Source organism: Paraburkholderia hospita, assembly GCF_002902965.1.
Classification (GTDB): Bacteria; Pseudomonadota; Gammaproteobacteria; order Burkholderiales; family Burkholderiaceae; genus Paraburkholderia; species Paraburkholderia hospita.
Genome location: NZ_CP026105.1, coordinates 1,424,617 through 1,449,750 on the forward strand (window position 1 = coordinate 1,424,617; position 25,134 = coordinate 1,449,750).

At 63.9% G+C, this 25,134-nt stretch carries 23 protein-coding genes and 5 tRNA genes; 18 read left to right on the forward strand and 10 right to left on the reverse strand.

Features of this window, described 5'->3' with window-relative positions:
* Positions 1-91: 91 nt before the first annotated feature.
* The gene (locus C2L64_RS06355; RefSeq protein ID WP_090835842.1) at positions 92-1,177 is read right to left on the reverse strand and encodes a patatin-like phospholipase family protein; all 1,086 of its coding nucleotides are present in this window, start codon (positions 1,175-1,177) and stop codon (positions 92-94) included.
* Positions 1,178-1,476: 299 nt separating this feature from the next.
* Between C2L64_RS06355 and gltX the strand changes: the two genes are divergently transcribed.
* The 7 genes from gltX (at position 1,477) to C2L64_RS06390 (ending at position 4,387) form a co-directional block, all read left to right on the forward strand.
* Positions 1,477-2,886 (forward strand): glutamate--tRNA ligase, encoded by a 1,410-nt coding sequence (gltX, locus tag C2L64_RS06360; RefSeq protein ID WP_090835841.1) that lies wholly within the window; start codon positions 1,477-1,479, stop codon positions 2,884-2,886.
* A 120-nt stretch (positions 2,887-3,006) separates the two neighbouring features.
* Positions 3,007-3,082, forward strand: a tRNA-Ala gene (locus C2L64_RS06365).
* Positions 3,083-3,224: 142 nt separating this feature from the next.
* Positions 3,225-3,300 (forward strand) — tRNA-Glu (locus C2L64_RS06370).
* Between the two features lie 76 nt (positions 3,301-3,376).
* Positions 3,377-3,453: transfer RNA gene (locus C2L64_RS06375), tRNA-Asp, on the forward strand.
* 66 nt (positions 3,454-3,519) lie between these two features.
* Positions 3,520-3,595 (forward strand) — tRNA-Glu (locus tag C2L64_RS06380).
* A gap of 77 nt (positions 3,596-3,672) precedes the next feature.
* Positions 3,673-3,749: transfer RNA gene (locus C2L64_RS06385), tRNA-Asp, on the forward strand.
* A 173-nt stretch (positions 3,750-3,922) separates the two neighbouring features.
* Positions 3,923-4,387 (forward strand): GNAT family N-acetyltransferase, encoded by a 465-nt coding sequence (locus C2L64_RS06390; RefSeq protein WP_007580501.1) that lies wholly within the window; start codon positions 3,923-3,925, stop codon positions 4,385-4,387.
* Between the two features lie 55 nt (positions 4,388-4,442).
* Here C2L64_RS06390 and C2L64_RS06395 read toward each other — a convergent pair whose 3' ends face one another.
* The gene (locus C2L64_RS06395) at positions 4,443-5,282 is read right to left on the reverse strand and encodes an AraC family transcriptional regulator (protein WP_079499852.1); all 840 of its coding nucleotides are present in this window, start codon (positions 5,280-5,282) and stop codon (positions 4,443-4,445) included.
* Positions 5,283-5,499: 217 nt separating this feature from the next.
* Between C2L64_RS06395 and rraA the strand changes: the two genes are divergently transcribed.
* Positions 5,500-5,994: a ribonuclease E activity regulator RraA gene (rraA, locus tag C2L64_RS06400; RefSeq protein WP_007742226.1), complete on the forward strand. Its 495-nt coding sequence runs from the start codon at positions 5,500-5,502 to the stop codon at positions 5,992-5,994.
* A 48-nt stretch (positions 5,995-6,042) separates the two neighbouring features.
* Complete coding sequence (locus C2L64_RS06405) at positions 6,043-6,450, forward strand: gamma-glutamylcyclotransferase family protein (protein WP_007580504.1); 408 nt, start codon at positions 6,043-6,045, stop codon at positions 6,448-6,450.
* Between the two features lie 105 nt (positions 6,451-6,555).
* Here C2L64_RS06405 and aceB read toward each other — a convergent pair whose 3' ends face one another.
* Both aceB and C2L64_RS06415 read right to left on the reverse strand, forming a co-directional pair.
* Positions 6,556-8,148 carry a malate synthase A gene (aceB, locus tag C2L64_RS06410; protein WP_090835884.1) on the reverse strand — a complete coding sequence of 531 codons (1,593 nt, stop codon included), beginning with the start codon at positions 8,146-8,148 and terminating at the stop codon, positions 6,556-6,558.
* A 73-nt stretch (positions 8,149-8,221) separates the two neighbouring features.
* A complete protein-coding gene (locus C2L64_RS06415; RefSeq protein ID WP_086910523.1) occupies positions 8,222-9,010 on the reverse strand; it encodes a haloacid dehalogenase type II in 789 nt (262 codons plus the stop codon).
* Between the two features lie 149 nt (positions 9,011-9,159).
* Between C2L64_RS06415 and C2L64_RS06420 the strand changes: the two genes are divergently transcribed.
* The gene (locus C2L64_RS06420) at positions 9,160-10,062 is read left to right on the forward strand and encodes a LysR family transcriptional regulator (RefSeq protein ID WP_090835840.1); all 903 of its coding nucleotides are present in this window, start codon (positions 9,160-9,162) and stop codon (positions 10,060-10,062) included.
* A 253-nt stretch (positions 10,063-10,315) separates the two neighbouring features.
* Positions 10,316-10,750 (forward strand): universal stress protein, encoded by a 435-nt coding sequence (locus C2L64_RS06425; RefSeq protein ID WP_007580518.1) that lies wholly within the window; start codon positions 10,316-10,318, stop codon positions 10,748-10,750.
* A gap of 314 nt (positions 10,751-11,064) precedes the next feature.
* On the opposite strand, the gene aceA is transcribed toward C2L64_RS06425, so the two are convergent.
* From aceA to C2L64_RS06445, 3 genes are all read right to left on the reverse strand, one after another.
* The gene (aceA, locus tag C2L64_RS06430) at positions 11,065-12,372 is read right to left on the reverse strand and encodes an isocitrate lyase (protein WP_007742222.1); all 1,308 of its coding nucleotides are present in this window, start codon (positions 12,370-12,372) and stop codon (positions 11,065-11,067) included.
* Between the two features lie 392 nt (positions 12,373-12,764).
* Entirely contained in the window at positions 12,765-14,426 is a 1,662-nt protein-coding gene (locus C2L64_RS06440) for a DEAD/DEAH box helicase (RefSeq protein ID WP_007580522.1), read from the reverse strand.
* Positions 14,427-14,847: 421 nt separating this feature from the next.
* Positions 14,848-15,117: an acyl-CoA-binding protein gene (locus C2L64_RS06445; RefSeq protein ID WP_086910526.1), complete on the reverse strand. Its 270-nt coding sequence runs from the start codon at positions 15,115-15,117 to the stop codon at positions 14,848-14,850.
* 170 nt (positions 15,118-15,287) lie between these two features.
* Between C2L64_RS06445 and tsaB the strand changes: the two genes are divergently transcribed.
* From tsaB to C2L64_RS06465, 4 genes are read left to right on the forward strand one after another with little or no spacing between them, the layout of a single operon-like run.
* A complete protein-coding gene (gene tsaB / locus C2L64_RS06450; protein ID WP_090835838.1) occupies positions 15,288-16,169 on the forward strand; it encodes a tRNA (adenosine(37)-N6)-threonylcarbamoyltransferase complex dimerization subunit type 1 TsaB in 882 nt (293 codons plus the stop codon).
* Positions 16,166-16,660, forward strand: a complete 495-nt coding sequence (rimI, locus tag C2L64_RS06455; protein ID WP_007580528.1) for a ribosomal protein S18-alanine N-acetyltransferase — start codon at positions 16,166-16,168, stop codon at positions 16,658-16,660. The genes tsaB and rimI overlap by 4 nt, the downstream gene beginning before the upstream one ends.
* Entirely contained in the window at positions 16,647-17,672 is a 1,026-nt protein-coding gene (locus C2L64_RS06460) for a uracil-DNA glycosylase (protein ID WP_090835837.1), read from the forward strand. Before rimI ends, C2L64_RS06460 begins: the two co-directional genes overlap by 14 nt.
* Positions 17,669-18,649 carry a DUF1853 family protein gene (locus tag C2L64_RS06465; protein ID WP_090835836.1) on the forward strand — a complete coding sequence of 327 codons (981 nt, stop codon included), beginning with the start codon at positions 17,669-17,671 and terminating at the stop codon, positions 18,647-18,649. Before C2L64_RS06460 ends, C2L64_RS06465 begins: the two co-directional genes overlap by 4 nt.
* A 22-nt stretch (positions 18,650-18,671) precedes the next feature.
* Here the strand turns inward: C2L64_RS06465 and thiD are convergent, their stop codons facing one another.
* Positions 18,672-19,478, reverse strand: a complete 807-nt coding sequence (gene thiD, locus C2L64_RS06470) for a bifunctional hydroxymethylpyrimidine kinase/phosphomethylpyrimidine kinase (protein WP_007580534.1) — start codon at positions 19,476-19,478, stop codon at positions 18,672-18,674.
* 96 nt (positions 19,479-19,574) lie between these two features.
* Complete coding sequence (lplT, locus tag C2L64_RS06475; protein WP_007580536.1) at positions 19,575-20,882, reverse strand: lysophospholipid transporter LplT; 1,308 nt, start codon at positions 20,880-20,882, stop codon at positions 19,575-19,577.
* A gap of 219 nt (positions 20,883-21,101) precedes the next feature.
* Here lplT and alr point away from each other — a divergent pair, with 219 nt between their 5' ends.
* The 3 genes from alr (at position 21,102) to C2L64_RS06490 (ending at position 23,988) form a co-directional block, all read left to right on the forward strand.
* Complete coding sequence (gene alr / locus C2L64_RS06480; RefSeq protein ID WP_007580538.1) at positions 21,102-22,172, forward strand: alanine racemase; 1,071 nt, start codon at positions 21,102-21,104, stop codon at positions 22,170-22,172.
* A 35-nt stretch (positions 22,173-22,207) separates the two neighbouring features.
* A complete protein-coding gene (gene radA / locus C2L64_RS06485) occupies positions 22,208-23,584 on the forward strand; it encodes a DNA repair protein RadA (RefSeq protein ID WP_007580540.1) in 1,377 nt (458 codons plus the stop codon).
* 140 nt (positions 23,585-23,724) lie between these two features.
* Entirely contained in the window at positions 23,725-23,988 is a 264-nt protein-coding gene (locus C2L64_RS06490; RefSeq protein ID WP_090835883.1) for a DUF2866 domain-containing protein, read from the forward strand.
* Between the two features lie 36 nt (positions 23,989-24,024).
* Here the strand turns inward: C2L64_RS06490 and C2L64_RS06495 are convergent, their stop codons facing one another.
* On the reverse strand, positions 24,025-25,110 hold the full coding sequence (locus C2L64_RS06495; RefSeq protein ID WP_176133858.1) for a CaiB/BaiF CoA transferase family protein: 1,086 nt from the start codon (positions 25,108-25,110) through the stop codon (positions 24,025-24,027).
* Between the last annotated feature and the right edge of the window lie 24 nt (positions 25,111-25,134).

Sequence of the window (25,134 nt, forward strand, 5' to 3'; positions counted from 1 at the left end):
CGGTTGACTGGTTTCAAACGAAAGGCCCGCTTCATTCGAAACGGGCCTTTTGCTTTGGTGCGCCCGACACGCGGCGTGACGCCGCCGCCGGTCAGGCCGTTGCGCGCGCCGCCGCCAGTTTGCGCAGCAGTTCGGGCGCGATGCGCGCGGCGGCTTCCTCGCCCGCCAGAATCGCCGCATTGCGTTGTCCGAAGTCGGTGCCGCTCATCGCGTTCAGATTCGGACGGATCACGACGTCGGCGTATTTGTCGAGCTCGTATGCCTTGATCGTCTGACCCATGATCGTAAACGTCTGCATCAGCACGTCGAACGAGCTTTCGGTAAGCGCTATTTCGGGTCGCGCGGAAATATCGACGGCGATCACGAAGTCCGCGCCCATCTTGCGCGCGAACGACGCCGGCACCGGGCTGACGAGGCCGCCGTCGACGTATTCATGTCCGCCGATCTTCACCGGCTCGAACACCGACGGCACGCTCGACGACGCGCGCACCGCAATGCCCGTGTTGCCGCGCTGGAAAAGAATCGGCTGGCCCGTTTTCAGATCCGTTGCGACGACGCCGAGCGGCTTCGCCATTTTCTCGATCGGGCGATTGTCGAGCGTCTTGTTCAGGTAGTTCTGCAGCGCGACGCCTTGCAGAAGGCCGCGCGTGCGAAAGGGCATCGCCCAGTCGCTGATCGACGCTTCGTCCATGGTCAGCGCGAGCTTGTTGAGCGCGAAACCGTTCAGCCCTGACGCATACAGCGCGCCGACCACCGATCCGGCGCTCGTCCCGCACACCAGATCGATCTGGATGTTGCGCGCCTCCAGTGCCTTGATCACGCCGATATGCGCAAAGCCGCGCGCCGCGCCGCCGCCAAGCGCGAGCCCGATGCGCAGCGGCCGTTCTGGCTTGACGGGGGGCGTCGGCGGGATGGACGCGGTGTTGGGCGTGGGCGTGACAGTGTCGGGCTTGCTGCCCGTCGACGCGCAGGCGGAGAGAACAGCGGAGGCCGCGGCAATCGAGAACGTGCGGCGGGACAAGCGTGGCGATGACGGTTTCAACGAATTCTCCAGCGACGGCGCCGACGTCCATGCGAAAGTGTCGTGCCGCGTGTCATGCAAAAGCGATCGCTGGCGGCGATCCTCGCGCGCTGCATGGAGCCTGCCGGGAGCCGGATGGCAGCGCGCGCACATCATAATGCAAAGCGGACACACGGCGACAATCGGTTGAGGAAACCGTCTACAGGTGCAGTTGTCAGTATCGGGTACTGACGACGTCCGCTGTCCGATGTTTCGGCTTATGCCTTCCGGCGCGCTGCCGGACGCGCCTGCAAACCCATGCTGTCAGTATTCGACGGGTATAATTCGTCTCTCTTTTTCAATCGCGTTCGCGCCGTCGGCAGGCGTTGTCACCGTCGCCGGGCGCGATCCGTTTCCGTTGCCACGCCTGGCTTCGATGTTCGCCGGCGCAGGCGTCTGCCTCCGAGTTACCGCACATGACCACTCCCGTTCGCACCCGCTTCGCACCGAGCCCCACCGGCTTCATTCACCTCGGCAACATTCGCTCTGCGCTGTATCCGTGGGCGTTCGCGCGCAAAACGAAGGGCGTGTTCGTGCTGCGTATCGAAGACACCGACGTCGAACGCTCGACCGAGCAATCCGTCGACGCGATCCTCGAAGGCATGCAATGGCTCGGCCTCGACTACGACGAAGGTCCGTTCTACCAGATGCAGCGCATGGACCGTTATCGCGAGGTGCTGCAGCAGATGCAGGAGCAGGGGCTCGTGTATCCGTGCTACATGTCGACGGAAGAACTCGACGCGTTGCGCGAGCGCCAGCGCGCCGCGGGCGAAAAGCCGCGCTATGACGGCACGTGGCGCCCCGAGCCGGGCAAGGTGCTGCCGACGCCCCCCGCCGGCGTGGAACCCGTGCTGCGTTTCCGTAATCCGCTGACGGGCGTGGTCGCGTGGGACGATGCCGTGAAGGGCCGCGTCGAAATCTCGAACGAAGAACTCGACGATCTCGTGATTGCGCGCCCGGACGGCACGCCAACCTATAACTTCTGCGTGGTCGTCGACGATCTCGACATGAAGATCACGCATGTGATTCGCGGCGACGACCACGTCAACAACACGCCGCGCCAGATCAATATCCTGCGCGCGCTTGGCGCCGAGCCGCCCGTCTATGCGCACCTGCCGACCGTGCTGAACGAGCAGGGCGAGAAGATGAGCAAGCGGCATGGCGCGATGAGCGTGATGGGTTATCGCGACGCCGGCTATCTGCCGGAAGCGGTGCTGAACTATCTCGCGCGTCTGGGCTGGTCGCATGGCGATGCGGAGATTTTCTCGCGCGAGCAACTGATCGAATGGTTCGATCTCGATCACCTGGGCAAGTCGCCGGCGCAGTATGACCACAACAAGCTGAGCTGGCTGAACAACCATTACATCAAGGAAGCGGACAACGCGCGTCTCGCTGATCTGAGCAAGCCGTTCTTCGCGGCGCTCGGCATCGACGAAGCGACGCTCGCGACGGGCGCGGATCTGGTGGCGGTGATCGGGCTGATGAAGGATCGCGCGTCGACGGTGAAGGAAATTGTGGACAGCGCCGCGATGTTCTATCGCGGTCCGAATCCGGATACCGACGCGCTCGCACAGCATGTGACGGATGTCGTGCGTCCGGCGCTCGCCGATCTCGCTACGGCATTGAAGACCTGCGAGTGGACGAAGGAGGGTATCGCCGCCGCGTTGAAGGCGACGCTCGGCACGCACAAACTGAAGATGCCGCAACTCGCGATGCCCGTGCGTTTGCTGGTGGCGGGCACGACGCATACGCCTTCCATCGATAGCGTGCTGATGCTGTTCGGTCGCGACGTGGCCGTGAGCCGCATCGAAAAGGGGCTTGCCTGAGCAGGCGAAGCGAGGTCGCCGGGCATCGTTGCGCGGCCTCGCAAAAAAATTGTAGAAAGCGACTTAAGAGGTATTTACAAAGCGAAAATTGCTCACTACAATCTCGCTTCTGTTCTGCAAGGGGGTATAGCTCAGCTGGGAGAGCGCTTGCATGGCATGCAAGAGGTCAGCGGTTCGATCCCGCTTACCTCCACCATCAGAGCAGAGTGAAGTCTTCCGGTTAGCTGGAAGTTGTAGAAAAAAGACTTCACAAACGGTAGTAAAGCAGTTAGAATTGCGGTCTTCGCTGCTGATGAATGAAGTTAGCAGCAAGAACGAGACAGATCTGAAAAGATTATGTCCCCTTCGTCTAGAGGCCTAGGACATCACCCTTTCACGGTGAGTACAGGGGTTCGAATCCCCTAGGGGACGCCAAATACTGGCGTTGCTTGAGATTCAAGTAATGCGCTTGCGAGAAATAACCGACGCTCGCAAGTCAGGTAGCAAGACTGGAGTGGTAGTTCAGTCGGTTAGAATACCGGCCTGTCACGCCGGGGGTCGCGGGTTCGAGTCCCGTCCACTCCGCCAGATTAAGCCCGTTCGGTGAGCGGGCTTTTTCATTAAAGGTATAAGCAGTAGCATGTGAAGTACGTTGTCCCCTTCGTCTAGAGGCCTAGGACATCACCCTTTCACGGTGAGTACAGGGGTTCGAATCCCCTAGGGGACGCCAGAATACTGGCGTTACTTGAAATTCAGGTAATGCGCTTGCGAGAAATAACTGACGCTCGCAAGTCAGGTAGCAAGATTGGAGCGGTAGTTCAGTTGGTTAGAATACCGGCCTGTCACGCCGGGGGTCGCGGGTTCGAGTCCCGTCCGCTCCGCCAGAAATAGGAAGCCCGCTGAGTTGTCAGCGGGCTTTTTGTTTTTTCGCTTGCCATTCGACACAGCTTGCAAAGGCATCCGGGATGCCGCTTGCTTCACTGTGGGGCAAACAGCCATTGCCAGCGCGGTCCGCGTGTCTTAACGTTGAGCGGACCGACTCTTTCGTCCTTGCACGATGCTCGACCCGACTGACGATCCATCTCCCTTCCATTTGCGCAAGGCCAGCATGGACGACTTCTCGTTCGCCGAGGCGCTGACGCGCAGCAACATGGGCGGCTACTACCGCCGGCACCATCTCGTGTGGCGCAGCGACCTGTTTCTCGCGAGCTGGCGCGAGTCGGAAAATTTCATTCTCGAAGCGGACGGCGAACGGATCGGCGTGTTGCGCATCACCGAAGAAGGCGACTCGCTGCATATCCGCGACGTGCAGATCGCCGAGGGACATCGGCGGCGCGGCGCGGGCACGTATCTGCTGAATACGTCGCACCGTTGGGCGCGGGCGCGCGGTCTCTCCGAACTGCAACTGCGCGTATTCGTCGACAATCCTGCGGCACGTCTCTATCAACGGATGGGCTACCGGCTCTCCGGCCCGCGACTCGCACAGCTCGGCTCGATCCGGCATATGGCCCGGCGCGTCTGAGGACGTTGCGAGCGCATCGACTGCGTGTTCCCGTTCGTGGCGGCAGCCCGTTTCATCAACTCTGATCGTCCTGATCGTCGTCTTCGTCCCGGTCCCGTTCGTCACGCCTATGCTCCGGGCCCCGCACCATGAATGCCCGCGGACTTTCGCCAAACGCGCGCCGGAACATCGCGGAAAACGCACTCTGACTCTGGTAACCCAGCTCCCGCGCGACATGCGACAGCGGCCGCCCCTGACTGAGTAAGGGGATCGCGCGGGCCAGCACGGCTTGCTGACGCCATTGCGAAAAGCTCACCCCAAGTTCCTGACGAAAAAGCCGCGCGATCGTGCGCGTGCTCGCGCCGACCGTCGACGCCCATCGCTCCAGTGAATCCGTATTCGAGGGATCGGCAAGCACCGCCTCACACAATGCACGTAGACGTTTTTCCGTCGGCATCGGCACGGACAGCGGCAAAGGCTGCGACCGGGTGATTTCGTCGAGTGCCAGCGAGCCGAGCAGGCGTTCGCGGTCAGGTGGCAAGCCGGGCGTGTCCAGCGAGGCAATGACCTCGCGCAGCAGCCCCGACACTTCGACCACCCGGCACGCGTCCAGTCCCGGCGGCACGACTGTCTCGTTAACGTATAGCGTTCGCAGAAACGCCTCTTCGACGATGGTCACTTCATGCAGCACATACGGCGGCACCCAGATTGCGCGTGACGGCGGCACCATCCACGTCGTGCCGAACGTGCCCACCCGCAGTACGCCGCGCGACGCATACGCGACTTGCGCCCACGCGTGCGTGTGCCGCGCGATGCGTACGCCAGCGGGCATGGGCCGCGAGCGCACGCGGATAGGATGCGTCGGCGTGGGCGCGAACTCCGGCGGAATGTCGGCGAAATCGACGCGCGTCGACATTTCGGCAGACGCTTTCGATGCGGACGGCGTCGAGCGGGTAGTTGAGCGGGCAGCTTCAGTCATGGCGTAACGGAGTGGGCGGCAGCGAATCTGCCGCATGACGATTGTCATTGTAGGGTCGCGCAGGTGATCCGAACATTGGCCGAATGGACGATGCGACATCGAAGAAATGGCGCGGCATAATGCACCGGATTCCTTTCGCCGACGGGAGAAGCTCATGAACTTTGCCACAGCCGACTTGTGCGACGCGCACGAAGATCAGCTCGCCGCAGGTACGTTGCGCGTGCTCGATCCTGTATTCAGCCGTTTCGGGCGCGCGTCATGTTTTGGCGGCGAGGCTGTCACGCTCAAGGTGTTCGAAGACAACACGCTGGTGCGCGCGACGCTCGAAGAAAAAGGCGCGGGCCGTGTGCTGGTGATCGACGGCGGCGGCAGTCTGCGTTGCGCGCTGGTCGGCGGCAATCTGGGCAAGCTTGGCGAGAAAAATGGCTGGGCGGGCCTCGTCGTGTTCGGTTGCGTGCGCGACGTGCTGGAACTGAACGAATGCAACATTGGTGTCGTCGCGCTCGCGACCCATCCGCAGCGCAGCGAGAAGCGCGGCGGCGGAGAGCGCGATGTGCCCGTGCGTTTGCCCGGCTCGGCCGTGCGGCCGGGCGAATGGGTGTATGCGGACAGCGACGGCGTGCTGGTGGCGAGCGCGCCGCTCCTGTAAAGCCTCAAGTGATGAATGGATGTTGTCTGGAAGGAGGGTAGTGAACTGATGCAAAACGTCTTTGTATATGGCACCTTGCGTGCTGGTGAGATCAATGACATCGGCGCCGCGGCGGCGCGCAACGATATCGCTTCGCCGACGCTGGTCGGTTCGGCCACCTTGCGGGGCCGTCTGTTCGATTTCGGCGCCTACCCGGGCCTCGTGCCCGACGCCGCCGGCGTTCACGTGCGCGGCGACGTCTACGCGATCGACGACGAGCTCGTCGCCGTGCTCGATGAGATCGAGCAGGTGTATCCGGGCATCGAGGGTCTGTTCATGCCGCGTGAAGTGACCGTCGATGTCGAAGGCACGCCCGTCACGTGCCGTTACTATCCCGTGCAGCGGGACGCTGTCAAAGGGCTGCCTGAGATACGCAGTGGCGATTGGGTCGAGCACCGGCGTTCGAACGGGCGCTGAGGCCAGCGCCGCAATCGGCAAAACGCAGTCGAAAAAAGAATGGCCCAGCAGGCATGACGCCCGCCAGGCCATCCCGGTCGGTCAACCATCGAGCAGTTGTGTTGCTCAGAGTTCTTCGTAAAGCGGCAGCGTCAGGAACTCGGTGAAATTCTCCGACGTCGACATGTCGCTAAAGATCTTTGCGGCGCGATTGTACGGTTTTGTATCGCCGGTAATCGCGGCCTTCACCTTGTCCAGTTCCTGTGCCGTCAGGTCGCGCACGAGTTCGGCCGTTACCTTGCGGCCATCGTCGAGCTTGCCCTTCGGCGAGCGAATCCACTGCCACACTTGCGAGCGCGAGATTTCCGCCGTTGCCGCGTCTTCCATCAGGTTGTGAATTGGGACGCAGCCATTGCCCGCGAGCCACGAGCCGAGGTAGTGAATGCCGACGTTGATGTTGTTGCGCAATCCTGCCTCGGTGATGGGCGCTTCGGGACGGAAGTCGAGCAGATCCTTGCCCGTCACCTGCACATCGACGCGTTGCTTGCCGATCTGGTTTGGCTTGTCGCCGAGCACCTTCACGAACTCTTCCATCGCGATGGGCACGAGTCCCGGGTGCGCGACCCAGCCGCCGTCGTAGCCGTCCGTCGCGTCGCGCGCCTTGTCCGAGCGCACGCCTGCCATTGCCTTGTCGTTCGCGGCCGCATCGCCCTTGATCGGAATCAGCGCGCTCATGCCGCCGATGGCAGGCGCGTTGCGGCGGTGGCACGTCTTCAGAAGTTGCAACGCGTACGCACGCATGAACGGCACCGTCATCGTGATCTGCGAACGGTCGGCCAAACAGAAGTCCTTGTCGTTCTTGAACTTCTTGATCGCCGAGAAGATGTAGTCCCAACGCCCAGCGTTCAGCCCGGAGCTGTGTTCACGCAATTCGTACAGGATCTCATCCATTTCGAACGCAGCCAGGATCGTTTCGATCAGCACGGTCGCGCGAATCGTGCCGCGCGGCACATCCACGGCTTCCTGCGCGGCGACGAAGATGTCGTTCCACAGACGCGCTTCGAGATGGCTCTCCAGCTTCGGCAGATAGAAGTAGGGGCCCGTGCCGTGTGACAGTTGCTCCTTCGCGTTGTGATGCAGGAACAGCGCGAAGTCGAAGATGCCGCCCGACACGCGCTGGCCATCGACGCTCACATGTTTCTCGTCGAGATGCCAGCCGCGCGGACGCACGATCAGCGTCGCAATTTTGTCGTTCAGCGTGTACGACTTGCCGTTCTGCTCCAGCGAGATCGTGCGGCGCACCGCTTCCTTCAGATTGATATGGCCGGTGATCTGGTTGTCCCAGCTCGGCGCATTCGAATCCTCGAAGTCGGTCATGTACGAATCCGCGCCCGAGTTCAGCGCGTTGATGATCATCTTGCGATCGACGGGACCCGTGATCTCGACGCGGCGGCATTGCAGATCCTGCGGCAGCGGGGCGATCGTCCAGTCGCCTTCGCGGATGCTCTTCGTTTCGGCGAGAAAATCCGGGCGCTCGCCCGCGTCGAGACGTTGCGCACGTTCAGTGCGCGCTTTCAGCAGTTTCTGGCGACGCGGCTCGAACGTCCGGTGCAGGCTGGCGACGAGTTCGAGCGCTTGCGGCGTCAGAATCGCTTCGAAGCCGGGCTTGATGTCGCCGGTGATGGTCATGCCCTGCGGGAGCGACAACGTGTTCGCCATGATTTCTCCTTGGTCGGTCAGTTTCAAAAATGCGTGGTGATGCAATTGCAATGCGTCGCCGGGTTCGAAGCCGTCATGCGTCAGGGCTGTGGCGCGTGCGGCTGCTTGTTTCCCGTTTCGCTGGTTTTCCGGACGACGTCCGGTGTTCGATAAACGTCATCAAATCGCTCATGCTCCTGCCTGTGCCGTGCGGCGTGACGCCGAGTTCTTCGGCGGGCGCGCCCAGGCGGTTGAGCCAGAACACGGTGTAGCCGAACCAGTTCGCGCCGCTCGCGTCCCAGCCGTTCGACGACACGAACACGATCTCGCGCGCGGCCGCGCCGAACGCCTGCGTGCCGAGCGCATAGGTCGCGGGTGCCGGCTTGAACGCGCGCACGGCGTCCACCGACAGCACGTGATCGAACAGTCCGGACATGCCCGCACTCTTCACCGCGATGTCGAGCATCTGCGGATTGCCGTTCGACAGGATCGCGAGACCGATCGGCTCGTTGCGCCCCGCTGTACGCACGTCGCGCAATTGGCGCAACGCGGGCAGCACATCGGGAAACGCGGACAGACATGCGTATTCGTCCATCAGGCGTTTTTCGCCGGCCGCGTTCAACGCGAGGCCGAGCTTGCGCGCGGAGAAACGCAGCGCGTCGAGCGTGATGTTCCAGAATGGCTCGTAGCGCGCACCGGCGGGATCGGAGGCCGTGCGCAGCTGCGTGTATTCGATCTGTTTTTGCCGCCACAACTGCGAAAGCGCATCGCCGTGGCCCGGAAACATCTGCTCCGCGGCAGCGACGACGGAATGCACGTCGAACAGCGTGCCGTATGCGTCGAAAATCACTGCCTTGGGGAAGAGTGTCGTTGTGGCCGACATTGCCGTGCGCTCCATCAGAGGTCAGGATCGATTCTATTCGTGACGGCTTGTGCTAAAAAAGACTCTAAAGATCACTTGATCTTTTACTTTCATCAACCTAATCTGACGCGACCTCTTATTCGTGCGCGATCGACGCGCCATCATCCGCCGTGGACCGCTTCAAACAGATCGAGACTTTCGTGACCGTCGCGGCGCGCGGCAGCCTGTCGGCGGCGGCGCAGTCCGAAGGCGTCGCGCCCGCGATCATCGGACGCCGCATCGACGCGCTCGAGGAGCGGCTCGGCGTCAAGCTGCTCGTGCGCACCACGCGCCGCATCACGCTGACCTACGAAGGCTCGGCGTTTCTGGAAGACTGTCAGCGCATCATTCACGACATGCAGAACGCCGAGGCGAGCGTGTCGGCGGGCGGCGTGAAGGCGAGCGGCCATCTGCGCTTGTCGGCGCCCGCAGGATTCGGGCGACGGCACGTCGCGCCGCTGGTGCCCGCGTTCACCGTCGCGCATCCCGACGTATCGATCTCTCTCGATCTGTCCGATCGCATGGTCGATCTCGTTAACGAAGGGTTCGACTGCGCGATACGGCTTGGTGAATTGCCTGATTCGTCGCTGGTCTCGTTGAGACTCGGTGAGAACAAGCGCGTATGCGTCGCATCGCCGACTTACCTTGCACACCGCCCGGCACCGCAGACACTCGCCGATCTCGCGCATCACAACTGTCTCGCACTCGGCGCAAGCGCGAACCAGCAGCGCGGCTGGGTGTTCCAGCAGGGCGACAATGTCGTCACGATCAAGGTGTCGGGCACGATGGAATGCTCGGACGGTGCGGTGCTCCACGAATGGTGTCTGGAAGGCCATGGGCTCGCGTGGCGCTCGTGGTGGGAAGTCGGCATGGATATCGCGGCGGGGCGCCTTGTCAGCGTGCTCGACGATTTCGCCGCGCCGCCCATCGGCATTCACGCGGTGTTTCCCCAGCGGCGGCATCTGCCGTTGCGCGTGCGTCTTTATCTCGATTTCCTCAAGCATACGTACGGCAATCCCGCATATTGGGGCTGAGCGCGGCGCGCGCCGAGCTGCGAAGTCCGGATCGCGCGCGGGTTTCCGATATGCGGACATGCCCGCACGCGCCGCTTGCGCGACTTTTCGGCGCACTACAATCGTTCTGACAGCCCGCCGCGCGGCATCGCGACCGCTGCGGCGCAGGCGGTTGCACGCGCATGCGGGCATTCGCGTTCCTGCTCGCCAGGTTGCGAGGCCGCGAATGGCATGTGCGCGCATTCCACACCTGCAGTCGACGACGGAGGGCACCATGTTCAAGCACATCCTCGTTCCGACGGATGGTTCGGACCTGTCGAAGAAGGCGATCGACGGCGCAATCGATCTCGCCCAGGCCGTCGGCGCGCGCGTGACTGCGTACGCGTGCCTGCCGCAATATCCGTACTCGCCGTTTTCCGAAGTCGTGATCGAGCCGCCCGTGGACTTCCAGGACCGCAGCGAGCGCGAGGCGCGCCAGCATCTGCAGGAAGTCGAGGAGGCCGCGCGCGGCGCGGGTGTCGAATGCACGAGCCAGACGAGCGTGCATCCGTCGCCGTATCTGGGCATCATCGAAGCGGCCGAGTCGGGCGGTTGTGACGTGATCTTCATGGCGTCGCATGGGCGGCGTGGCCTCGGCAGTCTGCTGATCGGCAGCGAGACGCAGCGCGTGCTCACGCATACGAAAATTCCGGTGATCGTCTATCGGTGATAGGCGGTTTCGGCCGCGTTCTTTGCGGATGCCGGGTCTTCACCCGGTGTGTCTAAAAAAACGCGCGCCGGCGGATAGCCAGCGCGCGATTTGTTACAGCAGAAGCCCGATGTGGCTTGCCGTCGAGTGTGTCTTTTAAGGTCTCTCTCAGGTTCGTCTCATTCATATCGGGCGTCATGGACAGACCGCCCGACCTTCCTCCCTGGAAGTGATGGAAACCGGCCCTCTGCGGGGCCGTTTTTCATGGTGCTGCGAGTGAGAGGCGCGTATCTTCCCGCCGCTGAATTCGCCGACGTCGGACGACGTCAGACGTTTCAGGCGACCTTCTTGTTGTCGAAGAACTGTTCGTCTTCCGTCGAGCCGTGCAGGGCCGTCGTCGACGCATCGCGCTCAACGGTCTGCGTGACGGCGTCGAAGTAGCCCGTACCGACTTCGCGCTGGTGCTTCACGGCCGTGAAGCCCTTTTCGGCAGCGGCGAACTCGGCCTGCTGCAGTTCGACGAACGCACTCATCTGCTGGCGCGCGTAGCCGTGCGCGAGGTTGAACATCGAGTAGTTCAGCGCGTGGAAGCCGGCGAGCGTGATGAACTGGAACTTGTAGCCCATCGCGCCGAGTTCCTTCTGGAACTTGGCGATCGTCGCGTCGTCGAGGTTCTTCTTCCAGTTGAACGACGGCGAGCAGTTGTACGACAGCATCTTGCCCGGGAATTCCTTGTGAATCGCTTCGGCGAATTTCTTCGCGTATTCGAGATCCGGCTTGCCCGTCTCGCACCAGATCAGATCGGCGTACGGCGCATACGCGAGACCGCGCGACACAGCCTGGTCGAGGCCCGGCTTCGTGCGGTAGAAACCTTCCACCGTGCGCTCGCCTGTGAGGAACGGCTTGTCGTTGTCATCGACGTCCGACGTGATCAGATCAGCGGCTTCCGCGTCGGTGCGGGCGATCAGCACGGTCGGCACGCCGCACACGTCGGCGGCCAGGCGCGCGGCCGTCAGCTTCGCGACGTTTTCGCGCGTCGGCACGAGCACCTTGCCGCCCATGTGGCCGCACTTCTTGACGGACGCCAGCTGGTCTTCGAAGTGCACGCCCGCCGCGCCCGCTTCGATCATCGCCTTCATCAGCTCGAACGCGTTCAGCACGCCGCCGAAACCGGCTTCCGCGTCCGCGACGATCGGCGCGAAGTAATCGATATAACCTTCGTCGCCGGGATTCTTGCCTTCCGACCATTGGATCTGGTCAGCGCGCGTGAGCGTGTTGTTGATGCGCTTCACGACGAGCGGCACCGAGTTCGCCGGATACAGCGACTGGTCGGGATACATTTCGCCCGCTACGTTGGCATCGCCAGCAACCTGCCAGCCCGACAGATAGATCGCCTTCAGGCCGGCCTTGACCTGCTGCATCGCCTGATTGCCCGTCAGCGCACCGAGCGCGTTGACGAACGGCTGTTCGTGCATGTCATTCCACAGCTTCTCGGCACCGTGGCGGGCGATCGTGTGCTCGGCTTGCAGCGAGCCACGCAGGCGAACGACGTCTTCCGCAGTAAAGCTGCGCTTGATGCCCTTCCAGCGGCTGTCCGTTTCCCATTGTTGTTGAAGCTGCTTTGCCTGGTCGTTGCGCGTCATGGTGTGCTCCTTTTGCCTTGTAAGAGGGTTCGGTGGACTCGTGACCTCCGCGAAGCGAGACCGCCGAAGGCGTTTCGTTTCGTGAAGTCTTATATAAGAGTCTAGGCGCAAGGCGTTGGGCGGAACAGACACCATCAAGGCTTTTTCGGCGATTTTTACATTATATTTTTCAACGAGTTATACGGCTCGTTTCGCAATGAGAAATGTAATTTTCCATGTTGCAACAGCGCCTGTTGTGCCGTGCAACACGATTTTTTACGACGCAAAAAAATTTTTCGCATCGTGAAATGGCGGTGGGGGCGAAAAAAAACCGACGCCGGAGCGTCGGTTTTTCGGGATGCGGCGGATCTGCCCGCATGAGTCAGGCGCCGTGTGAGGCGCCTGCGCGACATTTAGTCGCCGCGGCGCGTGTTGCGCGGGCCGTCGTTGCGGCGAGCACCGAAACCACCGTCGCGCGAGAAACCGCCTTCGCGATTGCCGCCACGATAACCGCCTTCGCGGTTGCCACCGCCGAAGCCGCCTTCACGCGAACCGCCCGCCGGCTTGTTGTTGCCCCAGCTGCGACCACCGCCGCTGCCGGCTTCGCGCGGCGCGCCGTAGCCGCCGCCATTGCCGCCGCCGTTGCCGTCACGCGAACCACCATAGCCCGGCTTGCCGCCGCCGCTGCCGAAGCGTCGGCCGCCATTGCCGCCGCCCGGACGGCCACGGCCGCCGCCGAAACCGCCGCGACCGTTAGCCGGCGGTGACTTGCGCGGCTCGAAGCCTTCCACAACGTTGACAGGCAGGGGCGAACGCACGAAACGCTCGATGCGCTTCAGCGCGCCCTGTTCGGCGTGATGCACGAGGCTCACCGCGATGCCCGAGCGGCCCGCGCGGCCCGTACGGCCGATACGGTGCACGTAGTCTTCGGCGAACTTCGGCAGATCGTAGTTGAACACGTGCGTGATGCCGGGAATGTCGATACCGCGAGCGGCGACGTCCGTTGCGACCAGCACGCGCACGCGGCGCTCGCGCAGCGCACGGATCGTGCGGTTACGCGCGCCTTGCGGCAGGTCGCCGTGCAGCGCAGCCGATTCGAAACCGGCGTCGGCCAGACGGCCAGCCAGCGAGTCGGCGTCGCTCTTGGTTGCCGTGAAGACGATCGCCTGGTCGAGGCCGTCGGCGCGCAGAAGATGGTCGAGCAGGCGATCCTTATGATCGCGGTCGTCGACGTAATGCACCGTTTGCGCGATGTTGGTGCGCTGTTCCATACGCTGGACGATCTCGATACGCTCCGGATCCTTCAGCAGACGGCCCGTCAGCGAACCGATCTTGCCGTCGAGCGTGGCCGAGAACAGCATCGTTTGACGCGTGGCGGGCGTCGCGGCGACGATCGTCTCGATGTCGTCGATGAAGCCCATGTCGAGCATGCGGTCGGCTTCGTCGAGCACCAGCATCTGCAGTTGCGACAGGTCGATACGGCCGCGCTCCAGATGGTCGAGCAGACGGCCCGGCGTGGCGACCAGGATTTCGGGGTTCTTCGCCAGCAGCATCAGCTGCTGGCCATACGCAACACCGCCGAGAATGCTGACCGTACGCAGGCGCTTCAGGTGCTTGCCGTACGTGGACGCTGCCGTCGTCACCTGCATCGCGAGTTCGCGAGTCGGCGTGAGGACCAGCAGGCTGGGACGCGCGACGGGCATCGGACGGCGGCCACGGCCACCCGCTGCGTTGCTTTCGCGCGATTCACGCGGTTGGCTGGCGAGGGTTATCTGAAGCTGCGCGAAACGCTCGATGGCGGGCAGCATGAACGCCGCCGTCTTGCCCGAACCCGTCGGGCTCGACACCAGCAGATCGCGGCCCGCAATGCCGGCGGGGATGGCGCGCTGCTGGACGGGCGTCGGCGTCTTGTAGCCGGCAGCCGTCAGCGCGGAGACGATATCCGCCGACAGACCCAGCTCAGCGAACGTCGGGCCTTCAGCTTCAACGGCTTGCACGGCCGTTTCCGGCGTGTCGAGACCGAGGGCTTGTTCGGCGATGGCGTTCAGCGGGCTGGTGGTATTGCTCGAAGTCATGAGAATCCTTGAAACATGGGAAGTAACACGTCGGCGCCAATCGGCATACCCAAGTCGTCGGATTCAGCGAGCAAAAAAGCAGCGAGCAAATCGAAAAACGGGGGCAACTCGCAACAATGAAGGCGAGTTTCTCGTTAGAAGCTGTATCGAATGCGACATGCCGGAATTGGCGTGCCGCCAGCCTGGACTTGACGGCCCGTAGGGCCATGCAGGAGGGGACAGGTTCTAAACTGGATTGGAGCAAAACGCTACGAGACGCTTTTCCGCAGCGTCGCCGGACCATGCCGGACATAAGCGGTGAAGCGCAGCCAGCATTATACCGATTTTTGCTGCACCGCGCCACCATTAAGAACTTTCCGAATTAAAGGGGCTAATTCGTGAGAAGAATGGAAGCTTAGCCGCGCCTTCAACGCGTTTCGTATCAGGCCGCCGTACCGTTTTTCAGCGATTCGACCAGCTCGACATATTGCTGACGCGCTGTTTCCTGCGGCGTGCCTTGCAGCGCGGCCCACGCATCGTACTTGTACTTGCCGACGATATCCGTGAAGCCGGGCTTGTCGCCGTGCACGTCGCCTTCGGTGGCCTGCTTGAAGAGCGCGTACAGGCGCAGCAGCGTGAGATTGCCCGGACGCTCCGGCAGTTGCTTCACGTCTTCCTGTGCCTTGGCGAAGAGACCGTCCGCGTCGCTCATCAGATTCTCCATGCTTTATTCGAGATAGGGCGTCGATCATAACAAGCGATGCGCGGCGCGCGGCCCCGGGAGGCTGGAGCGATTCTTCCAAACGCCGCGCGCGGCTGTTGAGCACGCGCAGGGTTTTGTTCGCATCCGGCGATGCAGGGTGCCGCATTACAATAGCGGTCATGACGAAAATCGTGCTGCTTGCCCTCGATACTTCGACCGAATTCTGCTCGGTCGCACTCCTGTCCGCCGAATCCGCCGACGATACGTCATCGGCCGATGCGGACGCGCCTGCGCCCGCACCGCGCGTGTGGACGCGTCACGAAGCGACGGGCGCCGTCTCCAGCACGCGGCTTCTGCCTGCCATTCGCGAACTGTTCGACGAAGCGGGTCTCGCGCTCGCAGACTGCGACGCGATTGCGTTCGGCTCCGGTCCCGGCTCGTTCACGGGTTTGCGCACCGCGACGGGCGTCGCGCAGGGTCTCGCGTTCGGCCTGAATTGCCCGGTGGTGCCGATCGGTACGCTGCTCGCGTGCGCCGAAAGCGTACGGCTGCGCGATCCGTCGGCGACGCGCGTGCTCGCCGCGCTCGACGCCCGCATGGACGAGGTCTATTGGGCGGACTACGCGTGGGACGACGGCGCGGGCGAATGGCGCACGGTGCATCCCGCGTCGCTTGGCGCGCCGGATGCGCTCGCATTGCCGGATCAGCCGTTCACGCTCGCGGGCAATGCCGCAGCCGCCTTTGGCGAGCGTCTTAAGGCGGCGTCGGCGGCGCGCAGCGTTGATCGGGACGCCGTGCCGCACGCATTGCCGGTTGCGTTCGCCGCGCTGCGGGCGTTCCGCGCCGGGCGCACGCTGCCCGCCGACCAGGCCGCGCCGGAGTACATCCGCGACAAGGTCGCGCAGACCACGGAAGAGCGCATGGCCGCGAAGGCTGCGCAAGTGCAGGCAGCGGCAGCGCTGACGGGACAGCCGGGCAACGAGCCCCAGGCCAGTAAAACGGGTAAGTCGGGTAAAACGGGTCAATCGGCCCAAGCCGCGCACGACGAGGGCACGCGATGAGCGGTGTGTTGCTGGCGGACCGCTACATGTCGCCGATGACCGAAGGTGATCTCGATGAGGTCGCTGCCGTCGAAAAGCTCGCCTATGAATTTCCATGGAGCCGGGGCAACTTCGAAGACTCGCTGCGCAACGGCTACTTCGGCATGTGCCTGCGGCACGTGACGGGTACGCTGATCGGCTATTGCGTGCTAATGCCCGTCGTCGATGAAATGCATCTGTTGAATCTGTGTGTCGCGCCCGTGGCGCAGCATGCGGGCGCGGGGCTCGCGCTGCTGCGCGAAGCCGTGCGCGTCACGCACGGCGAAAAGCTCGCGGGCATGCTGCTCGAAGTGCGGCCGTCGAACCATCGCGCGATCAAGCTGTACGAGCGCTTTGGCTTTACGTCGATTGGCCGTCGTAAGAACTATTATCCGGCGCGTCATCGCAGCCGCGAGGACGCCATCGTCATGCGTTTCAGTTTCGTGAAGGAGGGCGCAGATGGCGCTGCATGAATCCGCATTGGAAGAACTCGGCCTGGCGCCGATGTGGGTGCGTCGCGGGATCGGGCAGGGCGCGGCGGTTGGGCAGGCGCCCGAAAGCGCCGCCGATGCCGTGGTGAGCGAAGCGCCGGTTGCGCGCGCCGATAGGGACGCGGCCGGAAGCAACGAAACGGTGCGCGCGCAAGCAACCGGTTCGATCGAAGCGAAATCGGACGCTGCAATGCCGGGCGACATCGTTGAGCCTGCAATCAAACCTGTCGCGCGGGCCGAAGCACAAGGTGCGCATGCACCCGAATCCCGCCGCGCTCCGCCGCCCGTATCGGACGCGCCGCCGCCTTCACCCGACGACGACTTCGCCTGGTTCGACGACCTTCCCGCCGAACCGCCGTCGCATACGTCGGAGATAGAAGCCAACGCGGACAGACCCGCGCAGCCGGCCATCGACACGCTCGACTGGCCCGCGCTCGAAGCCCGCGTATCGGCATGCGAACGCTGCCGCCTGTGCGAGCGGCGCACCAACACGGTGTTCGGCGTCGGCGATCGCGAAGCCGACTGGATGCTGATCGGCGAAGCGCCCGGCGAGAACGAGGACAAGCAGGGCGAGCCGTTCGTCGGCCAGGCGGGCAAGCTGCTCGACAACATGCTGCAATCGCTCGATCTCGCGCGCGGCACGAACGTCTATATCGCGAACGTGATCAAGTGCCGGCCGCCCGGCAACCGCAATCCGGAACCGGACGAAGTCGCGCGCTGCGAGCCGTATCTGCAACGCCAGGTCGCGCTCGTGAAGCCGAAGCTGATCGTGGCGCTCGGGCGCTTCGCCGCGCAGAGCCTGCTGAAGACGGAGGCGAGCATTTCGTCGCTGCGCGGACGCGTTCACGAATACGAAGGTGTGCCCGTGATCGTCACCTACCATCCCGCGTATCTGCTGCGCAGCCTCGGCGACAAGGCGAAGTCCTGGCAGGACCTGTGCCTCGCCCGCGACACCTGGCGCAACGCAGCCGCGCAAGGAGAAGGGCCGAAATGAGTGAAGACGCCGGGCCGACCGCTTCGTTCGATGCGCCGTCAGCGGCCCGGCTCGATGCGCTCGCCGATGCCGCCGTGCGCGATATCGCGTGGCTGCTGTTCAGTCCCGACCTGTTGCGCGCGCAACGGCCACCCGGCGTGCTCGCGACGCCGTTCGAATCGCCCGATGAAGTCGCTGCGTCGCTGGACTGGCTCGAAGCGCAGGACGCCGATCCCGCCGCGTTGCATCGGCATATTGCGGCGGCGCGCTTGACGCGCCTCGGGCGCTACGCCGAGTACCTGCTCGGATGGTTTCTGCAGCAGGGTCCGGCGGCTCGCCTGATCGCGGCGAACGTCGCGTTGCGTCGCGCGGGCGTGACGCTCGGCGAATGCGATTTTCTCGTCGAGACGCAGGCGGGCAGGCGGCTGCATTGGGAACTGGCCGTCAAATGCTATCTGCACGCAGGCGACGGCCGCGGCGAACTGGCCGACTACGTGGGCCCGAATCTGCAGGACCGCTTCGATCTGAAGCTCGCGCATCTGCTCGATCATCAACTGCCGCTCAGTGCGCGCGAAGAGTTTGCGTCACTCGGACATCGCGGTCCGTGGGATCCGCAGATGTTCGTCAAGGGCTGGCTGTTCTATCGGAATGGCCTCGCGGAGCGCGACCCCATCGAAATCGATCCGACACACGCGCGCGGCTGGTGGGCGACGCGCGCTGAGTGGCCGTCGTTTTCCGCCACGCAGGCCGATGCATGGATGCTGCTGCCAAGGCTCGAGTGGCTCGCGCCGCGCGTGCGCGATGGGCGTCACGCGTCGGGCTTCGTATCAGCGGATGCGCTCGCGCAGCAATTCGCGCAACAGACCGGCCCGACGATGGTCGCGGCGTTCGTCGAGCGCGCCGATGGACTGTGGACCGAACGCTCGCGCGGCTTCATCGTGCCCGACGACTGGCCCGAGCGGGCGCAGGCATTTGCGCGCGAGCAGACAGGCCGCTGACAAAGCGCTCAGCGGCTGTGTTTTACCACCAACGATAGAAATGATGCACCGGCCCGACGCCATGACCGACGTCGAGCCGGCCGCTCTGTTCGAGCGCGCCTGTCAACCAGACTTTCGCATCGGCGACGGCACTCGCGAGGTCGTCGCGCTGCGGAATCAGCGCCGCGATCGCCGACGACAGCGAGCAGCCCGTGCCGTGCGTGTTCTTGACGGGCACGCGCGGACCGGCGAGACGCATCGTGCCGCTGTCCTGGATCAGCCAGTCGGGGCTGTCGGCGGCGGCGAGGTGGCCGCCTTTCATCAGCACGGCGCGCGCGCCCAGCTTGCGCAGCGCTTCGCCCTGATCGACCATCGCGGCCTCGTCGGTCGCGCTCGATGTGCCCAGCAGCGCGGCCGCTTCCGGCAGGTTCGGCGTCAGCAGATCGGCGAGCGGCAGCAGTTCGCTGCGCACGGCGTCGACGGCTTCGGGTGCGAGCAGCGCGTGATTGCTCTTCGAGATCATCACGGTATCGAGCACCACATGCTTCGGCTGGTAACGGCGCAGCGCGTCGGCGACGGCGCGCACGATGGCCGCATTGGCCAGCATGCCGATCTTCACCGCGTCGATGCGGATGTCGTCGAACACGGCATCCAGTTGCGCGGTGACGAAGCCGGGGTCGGGCGTGTGGATGGCCGTCACGCCGCGCGTGTTCTGCGCCGTCAATGCCGTGATCACGCTCGCGCCGTACGCGCCGAGCGCCGAGAAAGCCTTGATATCGGCCTGAATGCCGGCGCCGCCACCGGAGTCGGAGCCGGCAATCGTCAGGACGTTGGGAATCGGTCGGGTCATGGAAGAACCTGAAAAGCGGAGCGCGCGTGACGCGCTGGAAGAAGACGGGTGCGCGGCCGCAGCGAAGGTGCGGCAGCGGCGGGTGTCAGTGCCGCGTCAGTGCCGGGCTTCGCCGATCAGCGACACGGAATCGAACGCGCGCTGGTTCGCCTGATGGCGGCGCATCACGAGCCACATCATCACGCACACGAAGGTGCCGAACAGCACGATCACGATCGCGACGGGCACGTCGAGCCACACGAGCACGGCGTACAGGCACAGCATGATGAGTACGGAGAGATTTTCGTTGAAGTTCTGCACGGCGATCGAGTGACCCGCCGACAGCAGCACGTGCCCGCGATGCTGGAGCAGCGCATTCATCGGTACGACGAAGAACCCCGACAGCGCACCGACGATCATCAGGAAGATATAGGCAAAGATCAGATAACCGGGGACGTGCATCTTGCCGAAGTAAAAGCCCCAGTGCGACGGGAACATATGCTTCGTATAGAAAGCCATCAGCATCACGGCGATGCCCATGATGATGCCGACGGGCAGCACCGACAGCGACTTCTTCAACGGCACGCGCGCGGCGGCGATCATCGCGCCCGCCGCGACGCCCACGGCGACCACGGCCTGCAGGATCGCGCCTTCCGACAGCGACATGCCGAGCGACACTTCCGCCCACTTCAGCACGATGAATTGCAGCGTCGCGCCCGCACCCCAGAACAGCGTCGTGACGGCGAGCGAAATCTGGCCGAGCTTGTCGCGCCACAGCACGACAAAGCAGTCGGCGAAATCAGTGATGAGCTTGATCGGTCCGTGCGCCTGGCGCGGATAGCGGGCGCCCGTGTCGGGAATGCGCAGATTGAAGAGCGCGGCAATGATGTAGATCAGGATGATGATGAGCATCGCGGCTTCCGCCGGCGTATGGATCGCGGACGGCGTGTGCTTGATGACGTGCGATGCAATATGCGGGCTGATCAGTGCGCCGCCGAGCACGGTGCCGAGAATGATCGAGCCGACGGTCGTGCCTTCAATCCAGCCGTTCGCGGCGACGAGGCGGTCAGGCGGCAGCAGCTCGGTGAGAATGCCGTATTTGGCGGGCGAGTAGGCGGCGGCGCCAAAGCCGACGATGCCGTACGCCAGCAGCGGATGCGCGCCGATCAGCATCGTGAGGCAACCGACCACCTTGATCGTATTGGTCACGAACATCACACGGCCCTTCGGACGGGAGTCCGCGAAGGCGCCGACAAAAGCCGCGAGCACGACGTACGACAGCACAAAAAACAGCTTGAGCAGCGGCGTCATCCAGTTCGGGGCGTGAAGATCTTTCAGCAGTGCAATAGCAGCGATCAGAAGCGCATTGTCGGCCAGCGACGAAAAAAACTGCGCGGCCATAATGGTGTAAAAACCTTTTTTCATCTGATGCGATGCTTTCCTCGCTGCGGTCTGTCCGCCCCGGCCGTGAGGTGTGCGTCCGGGCTTATTCCGTTCGAAATGGGTTGTGCGCACGGCTTTATATCACGAAAATAGCCGAATCCCGACTAGCAGAATCCTTGATCGCATTGTCGCGGTTATCGCGGGGGCGTTGCAAACACCCTGTAAGCTGCTGATTCGACAATGTCTTTACGAAAATATCCCATGCCGCGCCCAGTCTCAGCCACGATTCATACCGCCGCTCTCGCCAATAACCTCGCAGTTGCCCGTCGTTATGCGCCGAAGTCCAAAATATGGGCCGTCGTCAAGGCCAACGCCTACGGTCACGGGCTCGCGCGAGCGTTCCCGGGCTTGCGCGCAACCGACGGCTTTGGTTTGCTCGACCTCGAAGAAGCCGTGAAGTTGCGTGAATTGGGCTGGGCCGGGCCCATTTTGTTGCTCGAGGGCTTTTTCCGGCCGACGGATATCGACGTGATCGACCGCTATAGCCTCACCACGGCGCTGCATTCGGACGAGCAATTGCGCATGCTGGAAATGGCGCGTCTGTCCAAGCCCGTCAATATCCAGCTGAAAATGAACAGCGGCATGAACCGGCTCGGCTATCTGCCCGAGAAGTTCCGCGCCGCGTGGGAGCGCGCGCGGGCCTGTCAGGGCGTGGGCCAGATCACGTTGATGACCCACTTCTCGGACGCCGACAGCGAGCGCGGCATCACCCACCAGATGGAAGCGTTCGAGCGCGGCGCGCAGGGTATCGCGGGCGCGCGCAGCCTGTCCAATTCGGCCGCTACGCTCTGGTATCCGGAGGCGCATTTCGACTGGGTGCGCCCGGGCGTGATGCTGTACGGCGCGTCGCCGTCGGGCTTGAGCGCGGAGATCAAGGACACGGGTCTGCAACCGGCGATGACGCTGAGCTCGGAACTGATCGCGGTGCAGACGCTCAAGGAAGGCAGCACGATTGGCTACGGCTCGATTTTCACCGCGCGCGCAGGCATGCGCGTCGGCGTCGTTGCGTGCGGTTACGCCGACGGCTATCCGCGTGTCGCACCGGAAGGCACGCCCGTGATCGTCGACGGTATTCGTACGCGGATCGTCGGGCGCGTGTCGATGGACATGATCACCGTCGATCTCACGCCGTGTCCGCAGGCGAACGTCGGCTCGCGCGTCGAGCTGTGGGGCGCGCAGTTGCCCATCGACGACGTCGCGCAGTCATCCGGCACAATCGGCTACGAGCTGATGTGCGCCGTCGCGCCGCGCGTGCCTGTGCGTGCCGAATAATCCACATCAAGAACCACGACGCGTGACAAAACAAGTTGGCTAAACAAAAAACGTTGTACATCTGCACGGAATGCGGCGGGCAGTCGCCGAAGTGGCAGGGCCAGTGCCCTGCGTGTCATGCGTGGAACACGCTCGTCGAGTCGGTTGCGGAGTCGCCTTCCGCGCACCGCTTCCAGGCGCTGGCCAAGAGCCAGCCGGTGCAGCGGCTCGCCGAGATTCATGCGTCGGACGTGCCGCGCTTTTCGACGGGCGTCGGCGAGTTCGATCGCGTGCTCGGCGGCGGGCTGGTGGCGGGCGGCGTCGTGCTGATCGGCGGCGATCCGGGGATCGGCAAATCGACGCTGCTGTTGCAGTCGCTTGCGGAAATCGCCAGCGAGCGGCGCGCGCTGTATGTGAGCGGGGAGGAGTCGGCGGCGCAGATTGCGTTGCGCGCGCAACGGTTGTCGCTGCTCGAACCGGGCTCGCACGCCAGCGAGCTGAAGCTGCTCGCCGAAATCCAGCTGGAGAAAATCCAGGCGACCATCGCCGAAGAGAGGCCGGACGTCGCCGTGATCGACTCGATCCAGACCATCTATTCGGAGGCGCTGACGTCCGCGCCAGGATCGGTGGCGCAGGTGCGCGAATGCGCGGCGCAACTGACCCGCGTCGCCAAGCAGTCGGGCACGGCCATCATCCTGGTCGGCCACGTGACGAAAGAGGGCAGCCTCGCGGGCCCGCGCGTGCTTGAGCATATCGTCGATACCGTGCTGTATTTCGAAGGTGACACACATTCGTCGTTCCGGCTCGTGCGCGCGTTCAAGAACCGCTTCGGGGCCGTCAACGAGCTGGGCGTGTTCGCGATGACGGAACGCGGCTTGCGCGGCGTCGCGAATCCGTCGGCGCTGTTCCTGTCGCAGCACGAGCAGATCGTGCCCGGCTCGTGCGTCCTGGTCACGCAAGAGGGCACGCGGCCGCTGCTGGTCGAAGTGCAGGCGCTCGTCGACGCGGCGAATGTGCCGAATCCGCGCCGGCTGGCCGTCGGCCTCGAACAGAACCGCCTCGCGATGCTGCTCGCCGTGCTGCACAAGCACGCGGGTATCGCCTGTTTCGATCAGGACGTGTTCCTGAACGCGGTGGGCGGCGTGAAGATCACCGAGCCCGCCGCCGATCTCGCCGTGCTGCTCGCGATTCATTCGTCGATGCGCAACAAGCCGCTGCCGAAGGGGCTGATCGTGTTCGGCGAAGTGGGATTGGCGGGTGAAATCCGGCCGTCGCCGCGCGGCCAGGAACGTCTGAAGGAAGCCGCGAAACTCGGCTTTTCGATTGCGCTGATTCCCAAGGCGAACGCGCCGAAGCAAGCCATCGACGGATTGCAGGTGATCGCCGTCGAGCGCATCGAGCAGGCCATCGATCGTATCCGAACGCTCGAATAGCCGGACTCAGACGTCTGCGGATCGCGTCGGCTTTCTGGCGTAATCCGCTGTAAATTTCTCAACCGCGGCTGTAACCCAAGCGACTTTCGTTTTCCCTATCCTCGTGAAATGGAATGTCACGAGCGGAAAAAGGAAGCGTCTTGAAACAGTCCCATGAATCCTCAGCCGAGTTTCTCTCGAACCTGCGCGGCTGTCGCGTATCCGCGCCCATTCAAGGGCTTTGGGGCAGCGGCTGCCGGATCGTCGAATGGATCGACACGACGGGGCAGATTTCGCGGCGTGTGGTCGCGGAAGATGTGACGGCCGACGAAGTGCGGGCGACCATCCGGCACCACGTTGAAGGCCGCAAGCACCGGTTGATCGACGATGAGCGGGAGCCACGGCAGACCTTGCCGCGGCGTTAAGGCGGTCTCGCGGCGCTCGCCGCGCCGGCCAGGCGCCTAGTTCGATTCCCCGTCGCTCGCCTGCTGCTCCATCAGCGCCTCGCGCGCGGCCGCATTGAAGAGCGGATGCTGAGCCGCTTCCGCCGGCGTCAGCACGGGCGACACGCAGCAATCCAGCGGCACCAGCAGCGCGGCCCATTCGTCGAGCGCCCGCGTGGCGATCAGGTCGGCCATGTCCTTGATCAACTGCACCGCGTCCGGTCCGGCGATTGCCTGGCCGAGGCTCCAATGGCGCGTCGCCCAGTCGGGGCGGTCGAGCGCCATGCACAGCGTTTCCCAGAATTTGAGCTCGAGCGCGCCGACGGCGAGCCACCGTCCATCGAGCGTGCGATACAGGTTGTAGCAGGGCACGCCGCCATTGAGCAGGCTGCTGCCCGCGACGGGCGCCGTGCCGTCGTTGGCGAGCGCGACTTGCGCGACGACGTTGTTCGCGTACGTGCAATGCGCCATCGACACATCGACGAACCGCCCATCACCGCCGCGCGCCACGGCCCACAGCGCTGCGAGAATCTGATTGACAGCCGACAGCGCGCCGCCCAGCAGATCCGCAATCTGGAAGTTGGGCACAATCGGTGCGCCGTCGCGCGACGCCAACTGGTCGAGCACGCCCGCATAGCCGATGTAATTCAGGTCGTGCCCGGCCAGCTCCGCGAAAGGCCCATCGGCGCCGTACCCCGAAATCGCGCAGTAGACGAGCTTCGGATTGATTACCCGCAACACGTCATAGCCGAGGCCGAGCCGCTCCATCACGCCGGGCCGGAAGCTCTCGATCAGCACGTCCGCTTCGCGCGCGAGCGCCATCAGCACAGTGCGTCCGCCTTCGGACTTCAGATCGAGCCGCGTTTCGCGCTTGCCGCGATTCACCAGCCGGTAGAACGCGCCGGGCCGTCCCGCCACGCGGTCGGCGCTGCTTTGCATCATCGTGCGTGTCGCGTCGCCGGCGCCGGGCGCTTCGATCTTCAACACGTCGGCGCCCATTTCCGCGAGCCGGAGCGTCGCGACGGGACCGGGCAACAGGCGTGTCAGATCGAGCACGCGCAAGCCCTTCAGTGCGGCAGTAGACGACAATGCCCAGCCCTCCATCGATTGCTGGCGCGGCCTCGATTC